Source organism: Burkholderia sp. SJZ089, assembly GCF_007828315.1.
Taxonomy (GTDB): Bacteria; Pseudomonadota; Gammaproteobacteria; order Burkholderiales; family Burkholderiaceae; genus Burkholderia; species Burkholderia gladioli.
Map to the genome: position 1 here is coordinate 30,700 of NZ_VIUM01000022.1, position 22,540 is coordinate 53,239.

The following is a 22,540-nucleotide window of genomic DNA, read 5'->3' on the forward strand; positions in this document are numbered from 1 at the left end:
CGTTGAAGCGGAAATTCGAGGAGGAGGCGCTGCCGCGGCGCCTCAGTAGGCGTTGCTGCCGGTGAAGCCCTTCCAGAGCGTCAGCACCACGATCTTGATGTCGAGCCAGAACGACCAGTTCTGCATGTAGTAGAGGTCGAGCTTGACGCGGCCCGACATCTTCTCGATGCGGTCGGTCTCGCCGCGAAAGCCGTTGATCTGCGCCCAGCCGGTGATGCCGGGCTTGATCCGGTAGCGGAACATGTAGCCGCGCACCAGATCCTTGTAGATGTCGTCGTGCTCCAGCGCGTGCGGGCGCGGGCCGACCACCGACATCTCGCCCTTGAGCACGTTGATGAACTGCGGCAGCTCGTCGAGGCTGGTGCGGCGCAGGAAGCGCCCGACCGGCGTGATCCGCGCATCGCCCTTGCGTGCCTGGGTGACCTGCCCCTTCACCTCGGCATGGACCTTCATCGAGCGGAACTTGTAGATGCGGAACTCGTTGCCGTCGATGCCCTTGCGGGTCTGGCGGAAGAACACCGGGCCCGGCGAGGTCAGCTTCACCAGCGCCGCGATCAGCAGCATCACCGGCGCCAGCATGGTCAGCGCGACCAGCGCGAACATCCGGTCGAACACGAACTTCGGCAGGATCCGCACGTCGGTGATCGGCGAGGCCGCCAGGTTGATGGCCGGCACGCCCAGCAGCTCGACCACCTCCTGGTTGAAGAAGGACAGGCTGCGCACATCGGGGATCAGCCGGATGTTGACGAAGTCGTGCTGGAACTCGGTGACGATGCGGTGGATCTGGCGCTCCTCGGTGATCGGCAGGGTCAGCCACAGCTCGCGCAGGTGGCGGCAGCGCACCAGCCGCACCAGCTCGGAGAAGCGCCGCTCGACCGGCACGCCGTCGAACTCGCGGGTGTCGACCCTGCCCGTCACGTCGAAGATGCAGGAGGGCGTGAAGCCGGCCTCGGGGCGCGCACGCATCTGCGCGATCAGGCGGCGCGTCACGCCGGTGTCGCCCACCAGGCCCACCGCCTTGTGGTTGTAGCCCTCGCGACGCAGGCTCTGCAGCACCCAGTGCACGCCGGCCTTGGTGGCGATCAGCAGCGCCGAGGTGGTCACCGCCCAGTAGCCGAGCCACAGCCGCGACAGCTCGCCGGAATGGTGGAAGCTGAAGCTCATCAGGATCCCCGCGCCCTCCACCACCAGCCAGCCGATCGCCACGCGCCAGAGCAGCGCGCGGATCGGCTTGCCGCGCCAGGACTGGTAGATGCCGAAGGCCGGGAAGAACGCGACGATCAGCATGCCGTTGAACAGCACCATCGAACGCTGCAGATCGTCGAGCGCGACGATGCCGCCGCGATGCAGCGCGGCCGCGATCAGCGCGCCCAGCACCGCCATCGCGATATCGATCACTCTCGCCAACACGCTCAACATGGTCGCTCCCTCGCCTGACAGATGATCGGATCGCAGTGCATGACGGGCCCGACGCGGAACCGTTTCGCTCTGCTGCAGACGCTATTGAAGCGGTAAGAAAAATGTTGCTGCAAGCGCGCAAGTATTTCTAAAAATATTCGGAAAGTTTTGCGTATTTTCTTTGAATTTTTCTCGGCACTTTTTTCCTGCGACAAGTCGAGATCGGCTTCTTTCTCGGTGCGTCATTTTACAAATCTCATGAATTTCAATGACTTGCCATCATTCACTCCCTATTTTTTACTTTTTTTAGCAAGGCGAACTTTGGGCGCGGCTTAGACATTATTTTTTATATTTTTCCAGGATCTTACGATGCCGCGCCGCAGCAAAAACTTTTTAGCGTCTTTCTGTTGTGCTAAAAACGTTCTGACCGATCCACCGTTTCGAGGAGTGTCCCGATGAATCCTCCGTCCGTCGCCGGCCTCGAGCCGGACGTCGCGTCCCCGTCCTCCCGCGCCAACCCCGCGTCCGCCCCGGCCGACAGCGCGGCGGCCCCTGCCGGCACGCGCCTGGCGGTCCAGCAGGTGGTGCTGGCGGGCGGCTCCGGCACGCGCCTCTGGCCGATGTCGCGCGAGCAGTTCCCGAAGCAGCTGATCGGCCTGCTCGGCAAGGAATCGCTGCTGCAGTCGACCACCCGGCGCCTGGAGGGTTACCAGGGCGATCATCCGGTCTGCGAACGATTGATGGTGGTCTGCGGCGACGATCACCGCTTCACCACCGCCGAGCAGTTGCGGCTGGTCGGCCGCGAGGCCTCGATCGTGCTCGAACCCTTCGGCCGCGACACCGCCCCCGCGCTGACCATCGCCGCGCTGCGCGCGATCGCCTGCGAGGGTGACGCGGTGCTGACGGTGATGCCGGCCGACCACGCGGTGGCCGATCTCGCGCGCTTCCAGGCCGCGCTCGACGCGGCCATCCGCCATGCCGCGCAGGGCCGTATCGCCACCATGGGCATCCTGCCGGATCGCGCGGAAACCGGCTTCGGCTACATCCGCGTCGGCCAGGCGCTCGACACGCAGGGCGAGATCGCCGTGCGCCGGCTCGAGCGCTTCGTCGAGAAGCCGCACCTGGAGCTGGCGCAGCAGTACGTGGATTCGGGCGACTACTGGTGGAACAGCGGCATTTTCGTGGTGCGTGCCTCGGTCTGGCTCAAGGCCATCGGCCATTTCCAGCCGGCCATCCTGGCGGCCTGCGAGCGCGCGGTCTCGCTGGGCCGCGACGACGGCACCTTCTTCCGCCTCGATCGCGACAGCTTCGGCGAATCGCCCTCGAACTCGATCGACTACGCGGTGATGGAGCCGCTGGTGGGCGCGCCGCAGATCTGCGAGAGCGTGGTGGTGCCGCTCGACGCCGGCTGGTCCGACGTCGGCTCCTGGGATGCGATCTGGCAGATCTCCGAGAAGGACGAGGCGGCCAATGTCGGGCGCGGCGAGGTGATGTTCGAGGGCGCGAGCGCGACCTTCGCGCATTCGGAAAGCCGGCTGGTGGCCTGCGTCGGCACCCGCGAGCTGATCGTGGTGGAGACCGCCGACGCGGTGCTGGTGGCCGACAAGGCACACGTGCAGGACGTCAAGAAGATCGTCAAGCGCCTGAAGAGCGAGTCGCGCGGCGAGGCGAGCAATCATCGCAAGGTGCATCGCCCGTGGGGCCATTACGATTCAGTCGACATGGGCGAGCGCTTCCAGGTCAAGCGCATCGTCGTCAAGCCCGGCGCGCAGTTGTCCCTGCAGATGCATCATCATCGCGCCGAGCACTGGATCGTGGTGTGCGGCACGGCCCGCATCACGCGCGGCGAGGAAAGCTTCCTGCTGTCCGAGAACGAATCGACCTACATCCCGCTCGGCGTCAAGCACCGGCTCGAGAACCCCGGCAAGATGCCGCTCGAACTGATCGAGGTGCAGTCGGGCTCGTATCTCGGCGAGGACGATATCGTCCGCTTCGACGATACCTACGGCCGCGGTTGATTCACGGGGCGGGCTTCCGCCCGCCTTTGCGTTCACCGGCCGCTCGCGATCGCGCCGTCCAGGCGCGGCGCGGGCGGCACCGCTTCCCTCCTCGTCCCTCTCCTCTCGCGATCCGCCGCGACGCATGACATGCCGGTGCGATCGACATCGGCTTCCTCGTCATTGGATGACCTGCCGCGTGCGCGGCGTAGCTCGCCAGCATCGCGCATGAGCTCGCACGCATGAAGCCACGAGCAGCGAGGCCGCGGAATACGCGCGCAAAAAAAGCCGGCAGCCCGAAGGCTGCCGGCGCATGATTCGGCGCGCGGCGCCGACCCGGCTTCAGCCGATCTGGTAGGCGAACTCGCGATGCGCGAATTCGGTGGCGAGCGTAGCCGGATCGGTCAGCTCGCCGTCCATCAGATGGCGGCGCTCGGTGCCGAAGTGGCGCACGTTGCCGCGATCGGCCGGCACCAGCGTGGACAGCGTCGCCAGTGCCGCGGCCGAATGCGCGGTGCGCATCGGCAGCAGCGCGGCGGCGGCTTCCGCCTTGGCGCGCGGCGCCGGCACCGAGGCGACGGCGGCCACCGGCTCGGCCCGGACCTCGCGCGGCGCATCGGCCGCGGCATCGGGCTGGACCTCGAGCGCCAGTTGGTGATCGACCCAGTCGCGACCCCAGGCGATCGCATAACGCTCGGCCGCCTCGGGATCGGAGAAGCGCGGGCCGATCAGGCCCGAGCGTTCGACCCGGCGGCCATCCTGCGCGATCTCGGCCCAGGCGCGATACATCATGTTCTGCACCGGCTGCGCGGTGCCGTAGAGCGTGTAGCCGCGATACGGCTCGGACTGCGGCGCGACGGTGGCGAAGCGCACCGACACCGGCCGCGGATGCTCGCCGTGATCATCGTGATCGCCCTGCTCGGCGGTCTCGCCGGCAACCGGCGCGGCCGCCGCGTCGGCGCGGGCCTCGCGCGCGAGCAGAGCCGCGCGCGCCGCGCCGGCCTGCAGCTCCGCTTGCGCGACCTGCTGCGCCAATTGCGCGATGGCGGCCGCCGGCGCCTCGCGCACCGTCTGCCGCATGCCGGCCTCGTCTTCCTCGTCCTGCCATTCGCCCGTCTCGGGCACCGGCAGGCGCCACGATTCGGGATTCTGCCAGAACACGCCGCGCAGGCGGTCGTTGTTGGCCACCGGCTCGGTGCGCGGCGCCGGCACCACCAGCTCGGGCGGAGGCGGCACATAGGCGAACGCGCGCCCGCTCAATTCAGTGAGCATCGCGACCATCTCGCCGAGCGTGCCGCTCGCGAGCCACTCCTCGAAGCGGCGGCGGCAGGTCGGGCCCGAGGGATAACGGCCGGGTAGCTTCGACCACGGCTCGCCCGTGGTCAGGATCCACAGGATCGCGTTCGCGACCACGCGCGTCTCCGCGCGCGGTCGCCCGCGCCGGTTCAGCCGGATCGGTTCGTCCGCGATCAGCGTCGACACGCGTGTCCATTCTTCATCGCTCAACTCATCGAAGAACATAGATCTCTCCACACGCAGCCAGGCCGGGGCTGCGATCAGGGCAACATGACCGTGTGGCACGCACGATCATGGCCAGGTTGCACATTGGACGATACCGGGGGCGCCGCGCCGATGCATTGCGCACTGAAGCGGTGCTGCAATTCACGACGTCGATGCATGAAACCCCTGTCGCAGTGGGATGCGGGATTTAATGTGCATGAAGCATACCACCATCAGGGTTTATCTCAATATGACAATCTCGTATTGTTACCCGCTGAAACAAGGAATTCTCAAGCTCCGCCTCATCCAATCCGACACTGATTGAAATGCTTATCCATTTTGTTGAAAAGCCTTGCCCAGCAAGGGCTTTGAGCTTGGTCATATTTGCTTACGATTTGTTGCAGATTGGAGCCACTGATTGAAAAAGGAATGAATTTCCGATTGATATCTCCAATCGGTAAATTCTCCGGAAATTCGATAAAGAATTTTTGATTCGCATTGCCAATCCGCCTGTCGGTTTCTACAGGAATACAGGTCTGTCAGAGCATGGAGCGGTGTAGACGCGGTTGGCGAAATGGCGTGTCGCCATTGCCGTCGCATACGGCGGAGGAGATGAAAAGGAGACTATCGGAATCGGCGGAGGCCGGAGCAAGGGGGACGGCGCGGAAGCCACGCGCGAGGCGTGGGTCCGCGCCGGTGCTTCAGAACTTCCAGAGCAGGTTGCCGAGCACCGCGTTGTCGCGCACGCCGCTGCCGTACTGGCCGCTGTAGGTCAGGCCCAGCTTGAGCCGCTGCGTGAGGTTCGCGTCGACGCCCAGCTCGACCACCGCCGCATCGCGCGCGATCGGCACGCCCGACACCTGGAACGCCGAGCCGCCGTTCACGAAGGCGAAGGTCGAGTTCGGCGTGGTCGAACCGAAGGCATGGCGCCAGCCGGCCATCGCCCGCGCCGAGAAGCCGCCCCGGGACATCACGTCGAACTTGGTGGCCGCGCGCAGGCCGGCGGTCGAGAAGCCGATGCTGTTCGACTCGTTGGCGCTGCGCAGGGCCGCCGCGCCGCCCGTCTCGGTCATGCCGTCGGTGTGCAGGTTCACGTAGGCGAGGTTGACGAAGGGCTCGAGGGCCACCGCGCCGGCCGGCAGCGCGTAGCCGACTTCGCCGAACACCTGCGCGGTCTGCGCGTTGATGCCGCTTTGCGCGTGGTCCGAGAAGCCCGCGAAGCCCGGGTAGCGATCGGTGTCGATGCGATGCCAGGTGTAGGCCGCGCCGCCGCGCAGGCCGAGCGCGCCGAACTGGCCGCCGCCGTAGATCGACAGCGAGTAGCTGTCGGCGCTGGCCGAGGACTGCGTGTCGTTGTCGAAGCTGCTGTGGGTCACGCCGCCGGCCACACCCGCGCGCCAGTGGTCGCCCAGGCCGACGTCGGCACCGGCGATGAAGCCCGTCATGCTGCGCGAGACGCTCGAGGCGTTGTTGTTGCCGTCGAAGCGGCTGCGGCCGCCGAAGGCCTGGCCCCACACCACCGGCTGATACGGCGTGGACTGGCAGCGCTGCTGCGCGGTGGCCGCGCCGGCCGGGCCGGACAGCACCGAGTTCGCGTCGCCGCACAGCGAGGCGCCGCCCGAGGCGAGCGCCGAGAGCGGTCCGCTGGAGGCCGCCAGGCCCTGCCGCACGCGATCGGTCACGGCATCGCGCACATAGCGGCTGTCGGTCAGCAGCAGGCTCTTCATGCTCGCGTAGAGCTCGCCGTCGAGCGAGTTGTAGGCCGCCCGCGCGGTGGGCGCATCGGTCGACAGCAGCGTGTCGTAGACCGGGTTGCCGGCGCCGAGCGTGCCGATCGCGGTGGCCACCTCGTGCTGGTTCGGGGTCTGCGCCACGTCGGTGAACGAGGTGCCGTTCGCCACCAGGGCCAGCACCGCGCGATTCGCGTCGTAGCTGAGCTGCGGCTTGAGGAAGGCGAGGTTGCTGGTGACGTTGCTGAAGGTGCCGCTCAGGCCGCCGCCGGCGTCCACGATGGTGTAGCTGGTGGACAGCGAGTAGACCCCCGTGTTGGCCAGCACCTGCACCGTGCCGCCGCCGATCTGCGCGGCGCCGGTGGCCTTCACCGAGCCGGCCTGCTGCGGGTTGGCCGCCACCTGCAGCGTCGAGCCCGGCTGGAAGGTGAGGTTGCCGCCCACGTTCAGCGAGCTGCCCGGCTGGCTGGCCGCCGCGGTCGCGCCGTTGCCGACCACCAGGCCGCCGATCGTGCCGGTGCCGGTCACCGTGCCGCCGTTCATCACCGTGACGGTCGACTGCGCCAGCGAGCCGGCCACGTTCAGCGTGCCGGCCGCCACCGTGGTCGGGCCGCTCAGCGTGCTGGCGCCGGTCAGCGTGAGCTGGCCGCTGCCGGCCTGGGTGAGCGAGCCGGTGCCGCTCACCGTGCCGCCGAAGCTGGTGTCGTCGGCGCGGTTGAAGACCAGCGAGCCCGCGTTCGCGACATTGCCGGCCAGGGTGCCCGAGGTGCCGCCGTTGCCGACCTGCAGCGTGCCGCCGGCGATGGTGGTGCCGCCCGCGTAGCTGTTGTCGCCGGTCAGCGTCAGGGTGCCGGTGCCGCTCTTGGTCAGCGAGCCGGCGCCCGTCAGCGCGCCGCCGTAGGTGCCGCCGCCCGCCACGTTCAGGCCGCCGCTGCCGGTGTCGATGGTGCCGCCCGCGGCGCCGTCCAGCGAGCCGAGCGTGAGCGTGGTGCTGCCCAGCAGCAGGCTGCCGCCGTTGACGGTCAGCGCGCCGGTGCCGAGCGCCTGCGCGTTGCCGAGCGCGAGCGAGCCGCCGTTCAGCGTGGTGCCGCCGCTGTAGGTATTGCTGCCCGAGAGCGTGAGCGCCGCGTTGCCGTCCTTGACCAGGCCGCCCGTGCCCGACACGGTGCCGGCCAGCGTCAGGTCCTGGCTGCCGCCGATGGTGGCCGTGTTGCCCAGGTTGACCGCGTTGTTGAGCGTGACCGCCGCCGAGGTGTCGAGCGTGGCCGGGCCGCTGACGCTCAGCGCGCCGCTGCCGAGCGCGCCGTTGCTGCCCACCACCAGGGTGCCGCCGCCGAGCGTGGTGCCGCCGCTGTAGGTGCTGTCGGCGCCCAGCGTCTGGCTGCCGGTGCCGGCCTTGACCAGCCCGCCGGTACCCGTGATGGTGCCGCCGAAGCTGGTGTTGCCGGCGCCGCCGAGCGTCAGCGTGTTGCCGCCGAGGTTGACCGTCGAGCCCGCCGCGCCGGCGAGGCCGCCGACCGTTTGCGGCGTGTTCGCGCCGCTCAGGTCGAAGCGCGTGCCGGTGTTGGCGAGATTGACGGTGCCGCCGGCCGCGAGCGAGCCGCCCGCGCCGATCGCCAGCGTGCCCGCATCGACGGTCGCGCCGCCCGTGAAGCTGTTGGCGCCCGTCAGGGTGGCGGTGCCCGTGCCTTCCTTGGTGATGCCGCCGGTGCCGGCGATGGTGCCGCCGAAGGTTTCGTTACCCGAATCGCCGAAGCTCAGACCGTTGCCGCCGAGGTTGACGGTGGTGCCGGCCACGCCGGTCAGGCCGCCGATGCTCTGCGCGCCGCCCGCGTTGCCGATGTCGAAGGTGGCGCCCGCGTTGGCGAGGTTGACGCCGGTGCCGGCCGCCAGCGAGCCGCCCGCGCCGAGCGCCAGCGTGCCCGCATCGACCGTGGCGCCGCCCGTGAAGCTGTTGGCGCCCGTCAGCGTGGCCGTGCCGCTGCCGATCTTGACGATGCCGCCCGCGCCGCCGATCGAGCCGCCGAAGGTCTCGTTGCCCGAATCACCGAAGCTCAGGCTGTTGTTGCCGAGCGTGACGCTCGAGCCGGTCACGCCGGTCAGCCCGCCGATGGTCTGCCCCGCGCTCGAATTGCTGATGTCGAGGCCCGTGCCCGCGTTGGCGAGGTTGACGCCGGTGCCCGCCGCCAGCGACCCGCCCGCGCCGAGCGCCAGCGTGCCGGCGTTGACCGTGGCGCCACCGGTGAAGGTATTGGCGCCCGTCAGCGTGGCCGTGCCCGTGCCCGACTTGATGATGCCGCCAGTGCCGGCGATCGTGCCGCCAAATGTTTCGTTACCCGAATCACCGAAGCTCAGGCCGTTGCCGCCGAGGTTGACCGTCGAGCCGGCCACGCCGGCGAGGCCGCCGATGCTCTGCGCGCCGCCCGCGTTGCCGATGTCGAAGGTGGTGCCGGCATTGGCGAGGTTGACGCCGGTGCCGGCCGCCAGCGACCCGCCCGCGCCGATCGCCAGCGTCCCCGCGTTGACGGTCGCGCCGCCCGTGAAGGTATTGGCGCCCGTCAGCGTGGCTGTGCCGCTGCCCTCCTTGGTGATGCCGCCGGTGCCGGCGATCGTGCCGCCGAATGTTTCGTTACCCGAATCACCGAAGGACAGGCCGTTGCCGCCGAGGTTGACGGTGCTGCCGGCCACGCCGGTGAGGCCGCCGATCGCCTGCGGCGTGGTCGCGCCGCTGATGTCGAAGCCCGTGCCGGCGTTGGCGAGGTTGAGGCCGGTGCCGGCCGTGAGCGAGCCGCCCGCGCCGATCGCCAGCGTCCCCGCGTTGACGGTCGCGCCGCCCGTGAAGGTGTTCACACCCGTCAGCGTCTCGGTGCCGGTACCGGCCTTGGTGATGCCGCCGGTGCCGGTGATCGCGCCGCCGAAGGTCTGGTTGCCGGCGTCGCCGAAGGTGAGGCCGTTGCCGCCCAGCGCCACCGTCGAGCCGGCCGCGCCGCTCAGGCCGCCGATGGTCTGCGCCGCGCCCGAATTGCTGATGTCGAAGCTGGTGCCCGAGTTGGCGAGGTTGATGCCGGTGCCGGCCGCCAGCGACCCGCCCGCGCCCAGCGCCAGCGTGCCGGCGTTGACGGTCGCGCCACCCGTGAAGGTGTTGGCGCCGGTCAAGGTGGCGGTGCCCGTGCCCTCCTTGGTGATGCCGCCGGTGCCGGCGATCGTGCCGCCGAAGGTTTCGTTGCCGGCATCGCCGAAGGACAGGCCGTTGCCGCCGAGGTTGACGGTGCTGCCGGCCACGCCGGTGAGGCCGCCGATCGCCTGCGGCGTGGTCGCACCGCTGATGTCGAAGCCCGTGCCGGCATTGGCGAGGTTGACGCCGGTGCCGGCCGACAGCGATCCGCCCGCGCCGATCGCCAGCGTGCCCGCATCGACGGTCGCGCCGCCGGTGAAGGTGTTGACGCCCGTCAGCGTGGCCGTGCCGCTACCCGACTTGATGATGCCGCCGGTGCCGGCGATCGCGCCGCCGAAGGTTTCGTTGCCCGAATCACCGAAAGTCAGGCCGTTGCCGCCGAGGTTGACCGTGCTGCCGCCCATGCCGGTCAGCCCGCCGATGGTCTGCGGCGTGGTCGCGCCGCTGATGTCGAAGCCCGCGCCCGAATTGGCGAGGTTGATGCCGGTGCCGGCCGCGAGCGACCCGCCCGCGCCGATCGCCAGCGTGCCGGCGTTGACGGTCGCGCCGCCCGTGAAGGTATTGGTGCCCGTCAGCGTTTCGGTGCCGCTGCCGTTCTTGGTGATGCCGGCCGTGCCGGTGATCGCGCCGCCGAAGCTCTGGTTGCTGCCGTCGCCGAAAGTCAGGCCGTTGCCGCCCAGCGCCACCGTGGTGCCCGCCACACCGGACAAGGCGCCGATGGTCTGGGCCGCGCCCGCGCCGCTCAGGTCGAGTGCCGCGCCCGTGCCCGTCAGCGCCACGCCGCCGGTCGCGGCCAGCGAGCCGCCCGCGCCGATCGCCAGCGTGCCCGCGCCGATGGTGGTGCCGCCCGTGTAGGTGTTGGCGCCCGTCAGCGTCTGGGTGCCGGTGCCCTGCTTGATCAGCCCGCCCGTGCCGCCGATCGCGCCGCCGAAGCTGGCGTTGCCGGCATCGCCGAGCGTCAGCGTGTTGGCGCCCAGATTGACGCTGGCGCCGCCCACGCCCGACAGTTCGCCGATCGTCTGCGGCGTGGTCGCGCCGCTCAGGTCGAAGCCCGTGCCCGAATTGGCCAGGTTGACCGCGCCGCCGGCCGCGAGCGACCCACCCGCGCCGATCGCCAGCGTGCCGGCGTTGATGGTGGTGCCGCCGGTGAAGGTGCTGGTGCCCGTCAGTGTTTCGGTGCCGCTGCCCTCCTTGGTGATGCCGGCCGTGCCGGTGATCGCGCCGCCGAATGTCTGGTTGCTGCCGTCGCCGAAGGTGAGACCGTTGCCGCCCAGCGCCACCGTGGTCCCCGCCACGCCGGACAGCGCGCCGATGGTCTGTGCCGCGCCCGCGCCGCTGATATCGAAGCTCGCGCCCGTGCCGCCCAGGTTCACCGCGCCGCCGGCCGCCAGCGAGCCGCCCGCGCCCAGCGCCAGCGTGCCGGCGTTGATGGTGGTGCCGCCCGTGTAGGTCTGCGCGCCCGTCAGCGTTTCCGTGCCGGTGCCCGTCTTGGTCACGCCGCCGGTGCCGCCTATCGTGCCGCCGAAAGCATGATTGCCCGCGTCGCCGAGCGTCAGGCCGTTCGCGCCAAGGTTCACGCTGGAGCCCGCCGCGCCCGCCAGCCCGCCGATCGCCTGCGGCGTGGTCGCCCCGCTCAGGTCGAGCGAGGTGCCCGCGTTCGCCAGGTTCACCGTGCCCTGGTTCGACAGGCTGCCACCCGCGCCGATCGCGATGGTCCCCGCGTCGATGGTGGTGCCGCCCGTGTAGGTGTTGGCGCCCGTCAGCGTCTCGGTGCCCGAGCCCTGCTTGACGATGCCGCCCGTGCCACCGATCGCGCCGCCGAAGCTCTGGTTGGTCGCGTCGCCGAAGCTCAGCGTGTTGCCGCCCAGCGAGACGGTGGTGCCGGCCACGCCCGACAGCGCGCCGATGGTCTGGTTCGCACCCGAGGCGCTGATATCGAAACCCGCGCCGGCGGTGCCTAGGTTGACGCTGCCGCCGGCCGCCAGCGAGCCGCCCGCGCCCAGCGCCAGCGTGCCGCCGTTGATGGTGGTACCGCCCGTGTAGGTATTGGCGCCCGTCAGCGTTTCGGTGCCGCTGCCCTGCTTGACCAGGCTGCCGGTGCCGCCGATGGTGCCGCCGAAGCTCTGGTTGCTGCCGTCGCCCATGGTCAGCGTGTTCGCGCCGAGCGAGACGGTGGTGCCGGCCGCGCCGGCCAACGCGCCGATGGTCTGGTTCGCGCCCGAGGCGCTGATGTCGAAGCCCGCGCCCGCGCCGGCCAGGTTGACCGCGCCGGTGGCCGCCAGCGAGCCGCCAGCGCCCAGCGCCAGCGTGCCGCTGTTGATGGTGGTGCCGCCCGTGTAGGTATTGGCGCCCGTCAGCGTGGTGGTGGCCGCTCCGTTCTTGACCAGCCCGCCCGCGCCCGAGATCTCGCCGCTGACCGTCATCGCGTTGCTGCCGCCCAGCGCCAGCGAGGCGCCGGCGTCGACGGCCACCTGGTTGGCGACGGTCACGGCCTGGCTGCTGTCGAGCGTGGCGTTGCCGCCCACCGTCAGCGTGCCGGTGCCGAGCGCCTGGTCGTTGCCCATCACGATGGTGCCGGCGTTGAGATTGGTGCCGCCCGTGTAGGTGTTGTTGCCCGACAGGGTCAGCGTACCGCTGCCCGACTGGGTGACCGGCCCGGCGCCCGAGATGGTGCCCGACAGGTTCAGGCTGGAACTGCCCGACACGCCCAGCCCCGCGCCGCTGGTGCCGATGTTGTTGGACAGCGTGAGGCCCGGCGTGGCCGACTGAATCGCGCCGCCGTTGGCGTTGATGGTGCCGGTGCCGAGCGAGGCGGCATTGTTGACCACGGCGGTGGCGCCGTTGCCGAGCGTGGCGTCGGCCGCGCCCGAGGCGCCCGACAGCGTCCAGGTGCCGCTCTGCACGTCGAGGTGGTTGAAGTTGACGTAGTTGCCGTTGTTGATGGTGCCGGTGGCCGAGGTGCCCTGCTGCAGGGTCAGCGTGTTGTTGCCGCCCGCGCCGCCGTCGACGGTGCCGGTGGCCGCGAAGCCGATGGTGATCGCGCCGATGCCGAGATTGACCGCCAGGCCGGTGCCGCCCGAGCTGTTGACCGAGGAATCGGTGGTGGCGATGAACTGGTTGGTGCTGTTGGCGCCCATCGAGACGCTGCCGTTCACCGTGCCCGAATTGGTGAAGGTATTGCCGCCGGCCGAGCTGCCGAGCGCCACGCGCCCGGTGATGGTGCCGGAATTGTTGATGTTGACCTGGCCGCCGCCGTAGGCGGCGATCACGCCCGCATCGGGGCCGAGCAGGGTGGCGCCGATGATGCCGCTGGTCGACATGGTGCCGGTGTTGGTGATGTTGGTGGTGCCGCCCGCGCCGTTCTGCACCGCCAGCGCCATGCCGGTCAGGCCGATCGACAGGCCGGTGGTACCGGCCATGGTGCCGTTGTTGGTGACCGTCTGGGTGCTGGCCGAGGCATTACCCATCACCACGCCCGAGGACAGCACGCCCAGCCCGGTGCCGAGCAGGGTCGGGTCGATGCGGCCGTTGTTGGTCAGCGTATCGTTGCTGCCGGTCAGCGTCATGGCATTGCCGCCGACACCGAGCAGCACACCCACGCTACCGCCCGGATTGACGGTGACGTTGAGGTTGTTGGCGCCATTGGCATAACTGGGCGCCAGCGGATTGGCGGCGCCGGAACAACTGACATTGGAGCCGGCAGCGGTACACGCCGCTTCGGCCGGAATGATTCCGGCCCCGACCAATGCGAGGAATACGCCCATGGTGGGCAGCAGTTTCGGCAATTCGCCGTCTTTCGAATCGCGGGCGCGGACCATCTGTCAATTCTCCTTAACACGGTTTCATACGATGTAAATCTGTTAAGCAATGCAAATCGATGGCGGAAATCGGGTAAACGATCCGGAACGCGCGTGCAAAACCGGGCGAGAAACGCGGGGCGAGCGAAGCCCCGCCGCGTTTATGCGCAGCGCCAAGCACATGAAACAACTGGGAAAATTCAGTACATCAACGCAACGTCTCAGCGGATCAGCTCGGCATGGCCGTATTCCCCCTCAGGAATAAAACGTGCGTCTCGATTGATCGGGTTAGTTCTTTTGCATGACAAAAAGGCTACAACAAAGCACGGCAAATTGACAATTGCCGTCGGAACGAATTTTAAGAATTCGACAGGAAAAACGATCGCATGATCTCCGCGATTCGAACAATAGGCACCTCAAATTTTTCAATTGAAACAATCGGGGAATGAGACAAATCGAGACTCGATTGAATTAAGCCGTGCCGTGTTCAATTGTGCGGATACAGCAATTACGCCGCGTCGAGGCAATGGATAGGCCCATGGCTTGTTCGTCGCAGTGCAGCGAAGGGCGGGATGCATTCGAACGGACGCAATAAACACACCCGGCGCTGGCAGGGCGTTGTCTTGCCCTTGCAGCGGATGCTCACGCTGGATGTGCATGCCGATGCGATCCCTGTGTCGCGACAGGGCGACTGTCGGTGATGCGCAACAGAGAGCCGATCGAAGTGGATCGGGGGCGACCGATGCGCGTGCCGCATTCCATCCGGGCAAGCGTGGACGACACGCGGCGCATGCCAGTCGTCGAAGAGGAGCGGGCCGTCGCAGCGGACAGCCCCGCCCCGCGCTCAGCGCCGCGTGACGGGCAGCGCGGCCGCGCGCGCGAGCAGCAGTTCGCGCTCGCGCGCATTGCGCGTCAGGTCTGCTGCGCGCAGCCATTCGGCACGCGCCTCGTCGTGACGTTCGAGCCGTGCCAGCAGGTCGGCACGCACGCCCGGCAGCCAGGGATAACGCGCCAGCGCGGGATCCCCGGCCAGCGCATCGACCAGCGCCAGCCCGGCCGCCGGGCCCGCGGCCATGCCGACCGCCACCGCGCGATTGAGCGCGACTACCGGCGAGGGCGTTACCTCGGCCAACGCGTCGTAGAGCGCGACGATACGAGACCAGTCTGTATCGTCAGCCGTCCGCGCCTGCGCGTGACAGGCGGCCAGCGCGGCCTGCAGCGCATAGGGACGGCGCGCGCCGCCCAACGCACGCGCGCGCTCGAGCGCGGCCAGCCCGCGCCGGATCAACAGCCGGTCCCAGCGGCCGCGGTCCTGGTCGAGCAGCAGCACCGGACGGCCAGCCGCATCGATGCGTGCATGCATGCGCGAGGCCTGCAGTTCCATCAACGCCACCAGCCCATGGACCTCGCTGTCGCCCGGCGTCAGTTCGGCCAGCACGCGGCCCACGCGCAGTGCCTCGTCGGTCAGGGCCGGGCGGGTCCAGTCGTCGCCGGCGGTGGCCGAATAACCTTCGTTGAAGATCAGGTAGATCACCTCCAGCACCGAGCCGAGCCGAGCCGTGCGCTCGTCGTCGCGCGGCACCTCGAACGGCACCCGAGCGGAGGCGAGCGTGCGCTTGGCGCGCACGATCCGCTGCGCGATGGTCGGCTCGGGCGTCAGGAAGGCGCGCGCGATCTCGTCGGTCGACAGGCCGCCGAGCAGCTTCAGCGTCAGCGCGACCCGCGCGTCCCTCGACAGCACCGGGTGGCAGGCGATGAACACCAGCCGCAGCAGGTCGTCGCCGATATCGTCCTCGCGCGCGGCCTCCAGCGTCTCGGCCACGTCGGGCGCGACCCAACTGCCGAGCGCGTCGAGTTCATGGCCGAGCTGCTCCTGCTTGCGCGTGTGGCGCGTGTCCTGGCGCAGCCGGTCGAGCGCGCGGCGCTTGGCGGCCGTCATCAGCCAGGCGGCGGGATTATCGGGCACGCCTTCGCGCGGCCAGTGCTCGAGCGCGGCCACCAGCGCGTCCTGCGCGACCTCCTCGGCCGCGCCGACGTCGCGCAGCATGCGCGTCAGGTAGGCGACGATCCTGGCCGATTCGATCCGCCACACGGCTTCGATCGCGCGCGAGGCCGCGGCGCCCGTCACGCCGCGGCTCCGCTCGCGCGGGCCGGCGGCCGGTTGTCGATGCGCTGCTGCATGGCTGTCTCCTCGGGGGCATCGGCCAAGCGCGGCCGTGCCCGGTATGCACTCCGAATGAATGCGCCGTTGGTTCTTGCGATCGACGCCGGCATGCGCAGGATGCGTCGTACTCGTCTCGCGCCCGGCCCGGCGCGCCGGCCGCCTGGACACCTACCCGGAGGCCGGCCGTGTCGCGCCGCGACCGGGCCCTTGCCTCAGGCGCGTGCCTTGCGATCGAAGTAGCCGCCCGGCTCGAAGTCCTCGGGCTCGAACAACTGCCTCACCTCGATCGTGCCGTCGTCCTCGCCGAACGGCGAGGGAAAGCGCCGCGACCATTCGAGCGCCTCCTCGCGCGAGCGCACCTGGATCATCGTGTAGCCGGCGATCAGCTCCTTGGTCTCGGCGAACGGCCCGTCCAACACGGTGCGCCGCCCGCCCGAATGCTCGACGCGCCAGCCTTCGTCGCTGGGCCGCAACCCGGCCGCGTCGAGCAGCACGCCCGCCTTCGCGAGCTCCACGTGAAAGACCTCCATCGCCTCCATCAGCGCCTGGCCGGGCCGCATGCCGGCCTCGCTCGCGCGGGTCGCCCGCACCATGATCATGAATCGCATCGCTTCGTCCTCCGTTGGTCGTGGATCGGTGCCGCGCCGTCTGGCGGGCTCCTGTCGCTACGACGCACGAGCCGGCACGATTTCGACATCGCCTCGGGAAAACCACGAGCGTGCCACTGCCGCTACAGGAAACAGGGGCCGAGCTCGCGAACCTCCACCGTGCACCATTCGGCCGCCGGGCAGGTCTTGGCGATCGCCACCGCCTCGCCTTCGGTCGCCACGTCGAGCAGGAAGAAGCCGCCGATCATTTCCTTGGCCTCGGCGAACGGCCCGTCGACCACCCGCGCCTCGCCGTTGCGGACCTGCACGCGCGTGCCCTTGTCCTCCGACACCAGCGATTCGGCCGCGCGCAGCACGCCGCGCGATTCCAGTTCGCCGGCGAAACGCAGCATCCGCTCGTACAGCGCGCGGCCCTCCTCCTGCGTGCGCTGCGCGCGCTGGCCGACGGGTTCGGCAATCAGAAGCATAAAAGCCATGATCTTCTCCGGTGATCGAACGGTGGACGAAGCAGCGCGGCAATGCGAATGAGCGCGGCGCCGGGCCCGAGCCGCCTATTCTGGGCGCGCGTGCGGCGAGCGTCCATCAGGGCCGGCCCACTCGCGAGCGATGCGCCAGGCCGCTGCGCCGGCCAGCCACAGGCAGGCGGCCGCGATGCCGGCCAGATGCCCCTCGACCCGCACCGGCCCGCCCAGCCAGGCGGCTTCGGCCGCGGGTGAGCCGACGACGGCCTGCCAGCCGACCCTGGCCAGCACGGCGAGCAGCAACAGCCGCGCCGGCCAGCCCCGGCGCGCGAGCGGCGCCAGCCCCAGCACGGCCAGCGCATAGATCACGCCCGACAGGCCCACGTAGTGCGCGACGCCGGGCGCGCCGGCCCACAGCAACAGGCCGCTCGAGGCTGCCAGCCCGGCCAGGGTCGGCAGCGCGCGCCGGCGATGCGCCATCAAGGGCATGCAGGCCGCCAGGCAGGCCAGGTTCAGCGCCGCATGCCGCCAGCCCAGATGCACGAAATGGCCCGTGACGAGCCGCCAGAGCTCGCCGCCGCGCAGCGCGGCGCGATCGAAGGCGAGCGCCTCGCGCCAGGCCGGCGGCAGCGCCTGCAGCAAGGCGATCGCCAGTCCGGCCACGAGCCAGCCGCTCCAGCCGGCCAGCGCCTCGCGCCCGGCACCCGGCACGACCGGCGACGCGCGCCCCGCCACCGCTTCCAGCCCCTCCATGCCCGCCTCCCTTGCCTCGACCGACGATCCAGCCCAGGCCCCAAGCGTACCGGCGCCAAACCTCGGGCACATCCTGGCCGAATGGCCAGGTTTCGCGGCGTCCCGCGAATCATTACATTTCACTGTCACCATGCAAACGTAATCTCGCCGATTCCTTTCATAACCATAAAAATCCCATGACACTAGCCATTCCTCGTTTCCTTCTCGTGTCGCTGTGCGCCGCGCTGGCCACCCTGCCGGCCCGGGCCGCCGTGGTCAGCGCCGCCTGCGGCGACGCCGCCACGCCGATCGCCGAGATCCAGGGCAGCGGCACGCCCTCGCCGCTCAACGGGCAGACGGTGTCGATCGAGGCCGTGGTCACCGCCGATTTCGGCGGCACCGACGGCTTCGGCGGCTTCTTCGTCCAGCAGGACGACAGCCGGCGCGTCCACCAGCCCGGCGTGTCCGAAGGCCTGTTCGTCTACGCGCCGAAGCTGCGCGCCAAGGCCGGCGACATGGTCCACCTGAGCGGCAAGGTCGAGGAGAAGTACGGCCAGACGCAGCTCACCCTCGCCGGCGCGATCGCCGTCTGCGCGAGCGGCCAGAGCGTCACGCCGGCCACCCTGACGCTGCCGGTCGCCGATCCGGCCGCGTTCGCCGCCGTCGAGGGCATGCTGGTGCGGGTGCCGCAGAAGCTGACCGTCAGCGAGGTCTACGAGCTGGGCCGCTACGGCAGCGTGCTGCTCTCGAACGGGCGCCTGCCGGTGCCCACCAACGTCGCCGCGCCGGTCGAAGCGAAGGCACAGGCCGCCGCCAACGCACGCAACCGGCTGATCCTCGACGACGGCTCGAACAAGCAGAATCCGCTGGCGGTGCCCTACCCGGCGCCGGGCCTGTCGGCCGCGAACACCCTGCGGGTCGGTTACACGGTGGAGAACGTCGAGGGCGTGATGGAGAAGCGCTACGACGCCTGGCGGCTGCAACCCGTGCCCGGCGCGGCCGTGCCGAACTTCGACGCGAGCGCCAATCCGCGCGGCGAGGCGCCGGCGCGCCATGCGCAGGCCGACCTGCGGGTCGCCTCGTTCAACGTCCTCAACTACTTCAACGGCGACGGCAAGGGCGGCGGCTTCGACGCGCCCGACAATCGCGGCGCGCCCACCTACAAGGAGTTCCAGCGCCAGGAAGCGAAGATCGTCAAGGCCATCACGGCCTTGCAGGCCGACGTGATCGGCCTGATGGAAATCGCCAACAACGGCTACGGCGAACTGAGCGCGGTGCACCAGCTCGCGGCCCGGCTCGGCGACGGCTGGCGCGTGGTGGATCCGGGCACGGAGAGGCTCGGCGGCGACGCGATCAAGGTCGCCCTGCTCTACAACAGCCGCTCGGTCGAGCCGATCGGCAAGCCGGCCACGCTCGCGATCGACAACAAGAACCGCCAGCCGCTCGCGCAGACTTTCCGCCGCATCGGCGGCGCGCGCGCGGTGACGGTGGTGGTCAACCACCTGAAGTCGAAGGGCTGCACCGACGCGAGCGGCGGCGATGCCGACCAGGGCGACGGCCAGAGCTGCTGGAACCCGACGCGCGTGCGCGCCGCCGGCCTGGTTGCCGACTGGCTGGCCGGCAATCCGACCGGCGTGGACGGCGCCGGCGTGCTGCTGATCGGCGACATGAACAGCTACGCGAAGGAAGATCCGATCGCGCTGTTCGAGGCGCGCGGCTACGCGAACCTGGCTGCACGCTTCATCGGCGCGGGCGCCTACAGCTACGTGTTCGGCGGTGAGACCGGCTATCTCGACCACGCGCTGGCCTCGGCCTCGCTGCTGCCGCGCGTGAAGGCCGTGCACGAATGGCACATCAATGCCGACGAGCCGGTGGTGCTGCAGTACACGCTGGCCTACAAGAGCGCCGAGCAGCAGAACAGCTTCTATGCGCCCGATGCCTATCGCTCCTCGGACCATGATCCGGTGGTGGTCGACCTGGCGATGGCCGTCGACGACAGCGCGGCGGGCCCCGGTGCCGCGCCGGGCAGCAGCGGCGGCGGCGGCGCCGATCCGTGGCTGCTGCTCGCGCTCGGCGCGGGGGCGGCGCTCGCCTGGCGAGCCAGGCCGCACCGCGCCTGAGTCGCCGCAACCGCGAAGGAATGCCGGGCCAGCGGCTCGCCCGGCACGGGAAAAAACTACAAACCCGCCAGTTTCTTCGTGCAAAAAAGCACCATCGGCCCACGATTTCGCGGCAAATGTGAAATTCCGTCAAATCCGGCCGGGACGGGGCCCGGCACGCGCCACGCGAGGCGCGCCGGGCGGCTGTCGCCGATCACGCCTCGATGGCGTCGCGATCAGGCCCGACAACGCCCGGCGGGGATCTCGCAACTCGCGCGCCCGTTGTCGACCGGCCTTTCCTGCCGGGTCCCGCCGCCCGACGAACGGAAAAATCTACCGCTCTGGAAGCTTCCGTCGAAAGCGCCACGAAAATTTGTTTCATTTTCGCAAGCCCCTGTCGCGAAAGGACTTTTCCATCAGGGAGCGCGACATGGCACGCGAGTTGCGAAACTCGAGGGGAGAATGCGAATCACACCCGAGCAGTGTCTCGCACCATCGACCCTTTTCTCGATCGTAAGGAGAACGACCATCATGGCACTCACGAACAGCATCGAAGACAAACTCGACCGGGGTTTCACGGAGCTGCGCCGCACCGGCCGCCGTGTGGCGCGCGATGCACGCCACAACGCCCACAACCTCAATGCCGACGTCAAGGACGACGTCCGCTCGCTGGTCGAGGAACTCGAAGATCTGTTGAAGAAGGAAGACGCCGACGTCGAATCGCTGCGCAAGCGCCTGCACGGCCGCCTCGCCGAAGTGCGCGGCACGCTCGACGACGCCACCGACGATGCGCTCTATCGCCTGCGTGCGCAGGCCGACCGCGTCTCGCAGGCGGTCCACGAGAATCCGTGGCAGACCGCCGGCGTGGTCGCCGGCCTCGCCTTCGTCGCGGGCCTGCTGCTCGCGCGCCGTTGATCCGGCACTCCGCCCCCTTTGGCCAACACGTAAAAATCCAACCTTCAACGAGGGAGAACAAACCATGCGTCAAGCACTTGTGATGAAAGCCGCCGCCGCCGTCGTGATCGGTGGTCTCGCCCTGGCCGGCTGCACCACCACCCCGCCGAACGAACCGCAAAGCGCCGCGGCCAATGCGTCGAAGCGCCAGGCCATCAATTCGAGCGTCGACGCGACGCTCTCGCGCCTGTACACGACGGTGCCGGGCTCGCGTGAGCTGGTCGCGAAATCGCGCGGCGTGCTGGTGTTCCCGAGCGTGCTGCAAGCCGGCTTCATCCTCGGCGCCCAGTCGGGCAACGGCGCGCTGCGCGTGGGCGGCAGCACGGTGGGCTACTACAACACCTCGTCGCTGTCGGTCGGCCTGCAGGCGGGCGCGCAGTCGAAGGCGGTGATCTTCCTGTTCATGACGCAGGAGGCGCTCGACAAGTTCCGCAGCACGGACGGCTGGTCGGCCGGCGCCGACGCCTCGGTGGCGGTCGTGAAGATCGGCGCGAACGGCGCGGTCGACTCGAACACGGTGCAGTCGCCGATCGAGGCGATCGTGCTGACCAACGCCGGCCTGATGGGCGACCTGTCGGTAAACGGCACCAAGGTCACGCGCATCAACCCGTAAGGGCAAGGCGCCGTTCGCGGCGCGCCTGCCTGACCCGCGCCGCGGACTGGCTCCGCGGCGTTTTTTTCCCGCGTGCCACGGCCGGGCGGCAACCGCCGCCCGGCCGTGGCGCATCTCGCCGCGCTACCCGGACGCCGCGCTTGCAGGCATACTCGCGGGAATTCGAAACCTAGCAGCGAAGGCGCGCAGGCGCCTTCGCCCAACCCGGGCCGTCCGAGCGACCACATGGAAAGCGGCAAAGACCACCAAAAATTCTTCCACCTGCTGCTGGCGATCGTCACGATCGGCTTCTGCTGGATTCTCCTGCCCTTCTTCGGCGCGATCTTCTGGGGCACGATCCTGGCGATCCTGTTCCAGCCCGTGCAACGCTGGTTCGCCGCGCATTTCGGCAAGCGCCGCAATCTCGCCGCGCTGGTCACGCTCTCGCTGATCGTGCTGATCGTGATCCTGCCGCTGAGCTTCGTGGCCGGCACCCTGGTGCAGGAGATCGCCTTCGCCTACCAGCAGATCAAGGCCGCGCAGCCGAACATGACGGGCTGGCTCCAGGAGATCGTCCACGCGCTGCCCGCCTCGCTGCAGCGCATCCTGCACAGCTACGGGCTGACCGACATCGCCGGGATCCAGAAGAAGCTGACCGACGGCGCGGCCGCGATCAGCCAGTTCGTCGCCGCGCAGGCATTCAGCATCGGCCAGAACACCTTCCAGTTCATCGTCAGCTTCGGCATCATGCTCTACCTCGTGTTCTTCCTGCTGCGCGACGGCGGCGAGATCGGCCGGCGCGTGCGACGCGCGCTGCCGCTCGACGAGGACCACAAGCAGTTGCTGCTGACCAAGTTCACGACCGTGGTGCGCGCCACGGTGAAGGGCAACATCGCGGTGGCGATCGTGCAGGGCGCGCTGGGCGGCCTGATCTTCTGGATCCTCGGCATCGAGGGCGTGCTGCTGTGGGGCGCGCTGATGGCCTTCCTGTCGCTGCTGCCGGCGATCGGCGCGGGGCTGGTGTGGGCGCCGGCCGCGGTCTACTTCGCGGTCACCGGGCAGATCTGGAAGTGCGTGATCCTGGTGGCCTTCTGCGTCGGCGTGATCGGTCTGGTCGACAACCTGCTGCGCCCGATCCTGGTCGGCAAGGACACCAAGATGCCCGACTGGGTGGTGCTGATCTCCACGCTCGGCGGCATGGCGCTGTTCGGCATCAACGGCTTCGTGATCGGGCCGCTGGTGGCCGCGCTGTTCATGGCGAGCTGGGACATCTTCGCGCGCGCCGACCAGAACGGCTGAGCCGGCCGCGCACGCCCAGCCACGGGGCCGGAAA

Annotated in this window: 13 protein-coding genes; 5 read left to right on the forward strand and 8 right to left on the reverse strand. The window is 69.4% G+C overall.

The window, feature by feature from the left end; translation table 11 throughout:
• Nucleotides 1–42: 42 nt before the first annotated feature.
• A complete protein-coding gene (locus tag FB600_RS31135) occupies nucleotides 43–1,419 on the reverse strand; it encodes an undecaprenyl-phosphate glucose phosphotransferase (RefSeq protein WP_164467642.1) in 1,377 nt (458 codons plus the stop codon).
• Between the two features lie 434 nt (nucleotides 1,420–1,853).
• On the opposite strand from FB600_RS31135, the gene FB600_RS31140 reads away from it, so the two are divergent.
• Nucleotides 1,854–3,416, forward strand: coding sequence for a mannose-1-phosphate guanylyltransferase/mannose-6-phosphate isomerase (locus tag FB600_RS31140; RefSeq protein WP_145757930.1), 1,563 nt, complete (start codon nucleotides 1,854–1,856; stop codon nucleotides 3,414–3,416).
• Nucleotides 3,417–3,737: 321 nt separating this feature from the next.
• Here the strand turns inward: FB600_RS31140 and FB600_RS31145 are convergent, their stop codons facing one another.
• The 7 genes from FB600_RS31145 to rrtA all read right to left on the reverse strand — a co-directional run bounded on the left by FB600_RS31145 (nucleotide 3,738) and on the right by rrtA (nucleotide 17,583).
• The gene (locus tag FB600_RS31145; RefSeq protein WP_145757931.1) at nucleotides 3,738–4,916 is read right to left on the reverse strand and encodes a transposase; all 1,179 of its coding nucleotides are present in this window, start codon (nucleotides 4,914–4,916) and stop codon (nucleotides 3,738–3,740) included.
• Between the two features lie 187 nt (nucleotides 4,917–5,103).
• Nucleotides 5,104–5,277: a hypothetical protein gene (locus tag FB600_RS37380; protein WP_161500278.1), complete on the reverse strand. Its 174-nt coding sequence runs from the start codon at nucleotides 5,275–5,277 to the stop codon at nucleotides 5,104–5,106.
• 319 nt (nucleotides 5,278–5,596) lie between these two features.
• Complete coding sequence (locus FB600_RS31150; protein WP_145757932.1) at nucleotides 5,597–13,618, reverse strand: autotransporter-associated beta strand repeat-containing protein; 8,022 nt, start codon at nucleotides 13,616–13,618, stop codon at nucleotides 5,597–5,599.
• Between the two features lie 823 nt (nucleotides 13,619–14,441).
• Nucleotides 14,442–15,725: an RNA polymerase sigma factor gene (locus tag FB600_RS31155; RefSeq protein WP_145757933.1), complete on the reverse strand. Its 1,284-nt coding sequence runs from the start codon at nucleotides 15,723–15,725 to the stop codon at nucleotides 14,442–14,444.
• A 248-nt stretch (nucleotides 15,726–15,973) separates the two neighbouring features.
• The gene (locus tag FB600_RS31160) at nucleotides 15,974–16,369 is read right to left on the reverse strand and encodes a YciI family protein (protein WP_025100978.1); all 396 of its coding nucleotides are present in this window, start codon (nucleotides 16,367–16,369) and stop codon (nucleotides 15,974–15,976) included.
• A gap of 122 nt (nucleotides 16,370–16,491) precedes the next feature.
• On the reverse strand, nucleotides 16,492–16,845 hold the full coding sequence (locus tag FB600_RS31165) for a YciI family protein (protein WP_025100977.1): 354 nt from the start codon (nucleotides 16,843–16,845) through the stop codon (nucleotides 16,492–16,494).
• 75 nt (nucleotides 16,846–16,920) lie between these two features.
• Complete coding sequence (gene rrtA, locus FB600_RS31170; RefSeq protein WP_096751533.1) at nucleotides 16,921–17,583, reverse strand: rhombosortase; 663 nt, start codon at nucleotides 17,581–17,583, stop codon at nucleotides 16,921–16,923.
• A gap of 176 nt (nucleotides 17,584–17,759) precedes the next feature.
• Between rrtA and FB600_RS31175 the strand changes: the two genes are divergently transcribed.
• From FB600_RS31175 to FB600_RS31190, 4 genes are all read left to right on the forward strand, one after another.
• Complete coding sequence (locus tag FB600_RS31175; RefSeq protein WP_145757934.1) at nucleotides 17,760–19,682, forward strand: ExeM/NucH family extracellular endonuclease; 1,923 nt, start codon at nucleotides 17,760–17,762, stop codon at nucleotides 19,680–19,682.
• A gap of 510 nt (nucleotides 19,683–20,192) precedes the next feature.
• Nucleotides 20,193–20,576, forward strand: coding sequence for a YqjD family protein (locus FB600_RS31180; protein ID WP_013690956.1), 384 nt, complete (start codon nucleotides 20,193–20,195; stop codon nucleotides 20,574–20,576).
• A 64-nt stretch (nucleotides 20,577–20,640) separates the two neighbouring features.
• Entirely contained in the window at nucleotides 20,641–21,228 is a 588-nt protein-coding gene (locus tag FB600_RS31185) for a YSC84-related protein (RefSeq protein WP_047836378.1), read from the forward strand.
• Nucleotides 21,229–21,453: 225 nt separating this feature from the next.
• Nucleotides 21,454–22,506 carry an AI-2E family transporter gene (locus FB600_RS31190; protein ID WP_013690958.1) on the forward strand — a complete coding sequence of 351 codons (1,053 nt, stop codon included), beginning with the start codon at nucleotides 21,454–21,456 and terminating at the stop codon, nucleotides 22,504–22,506.
• Nucleotides 22,507–22,540: the final 34 nt, after the last annotated feature.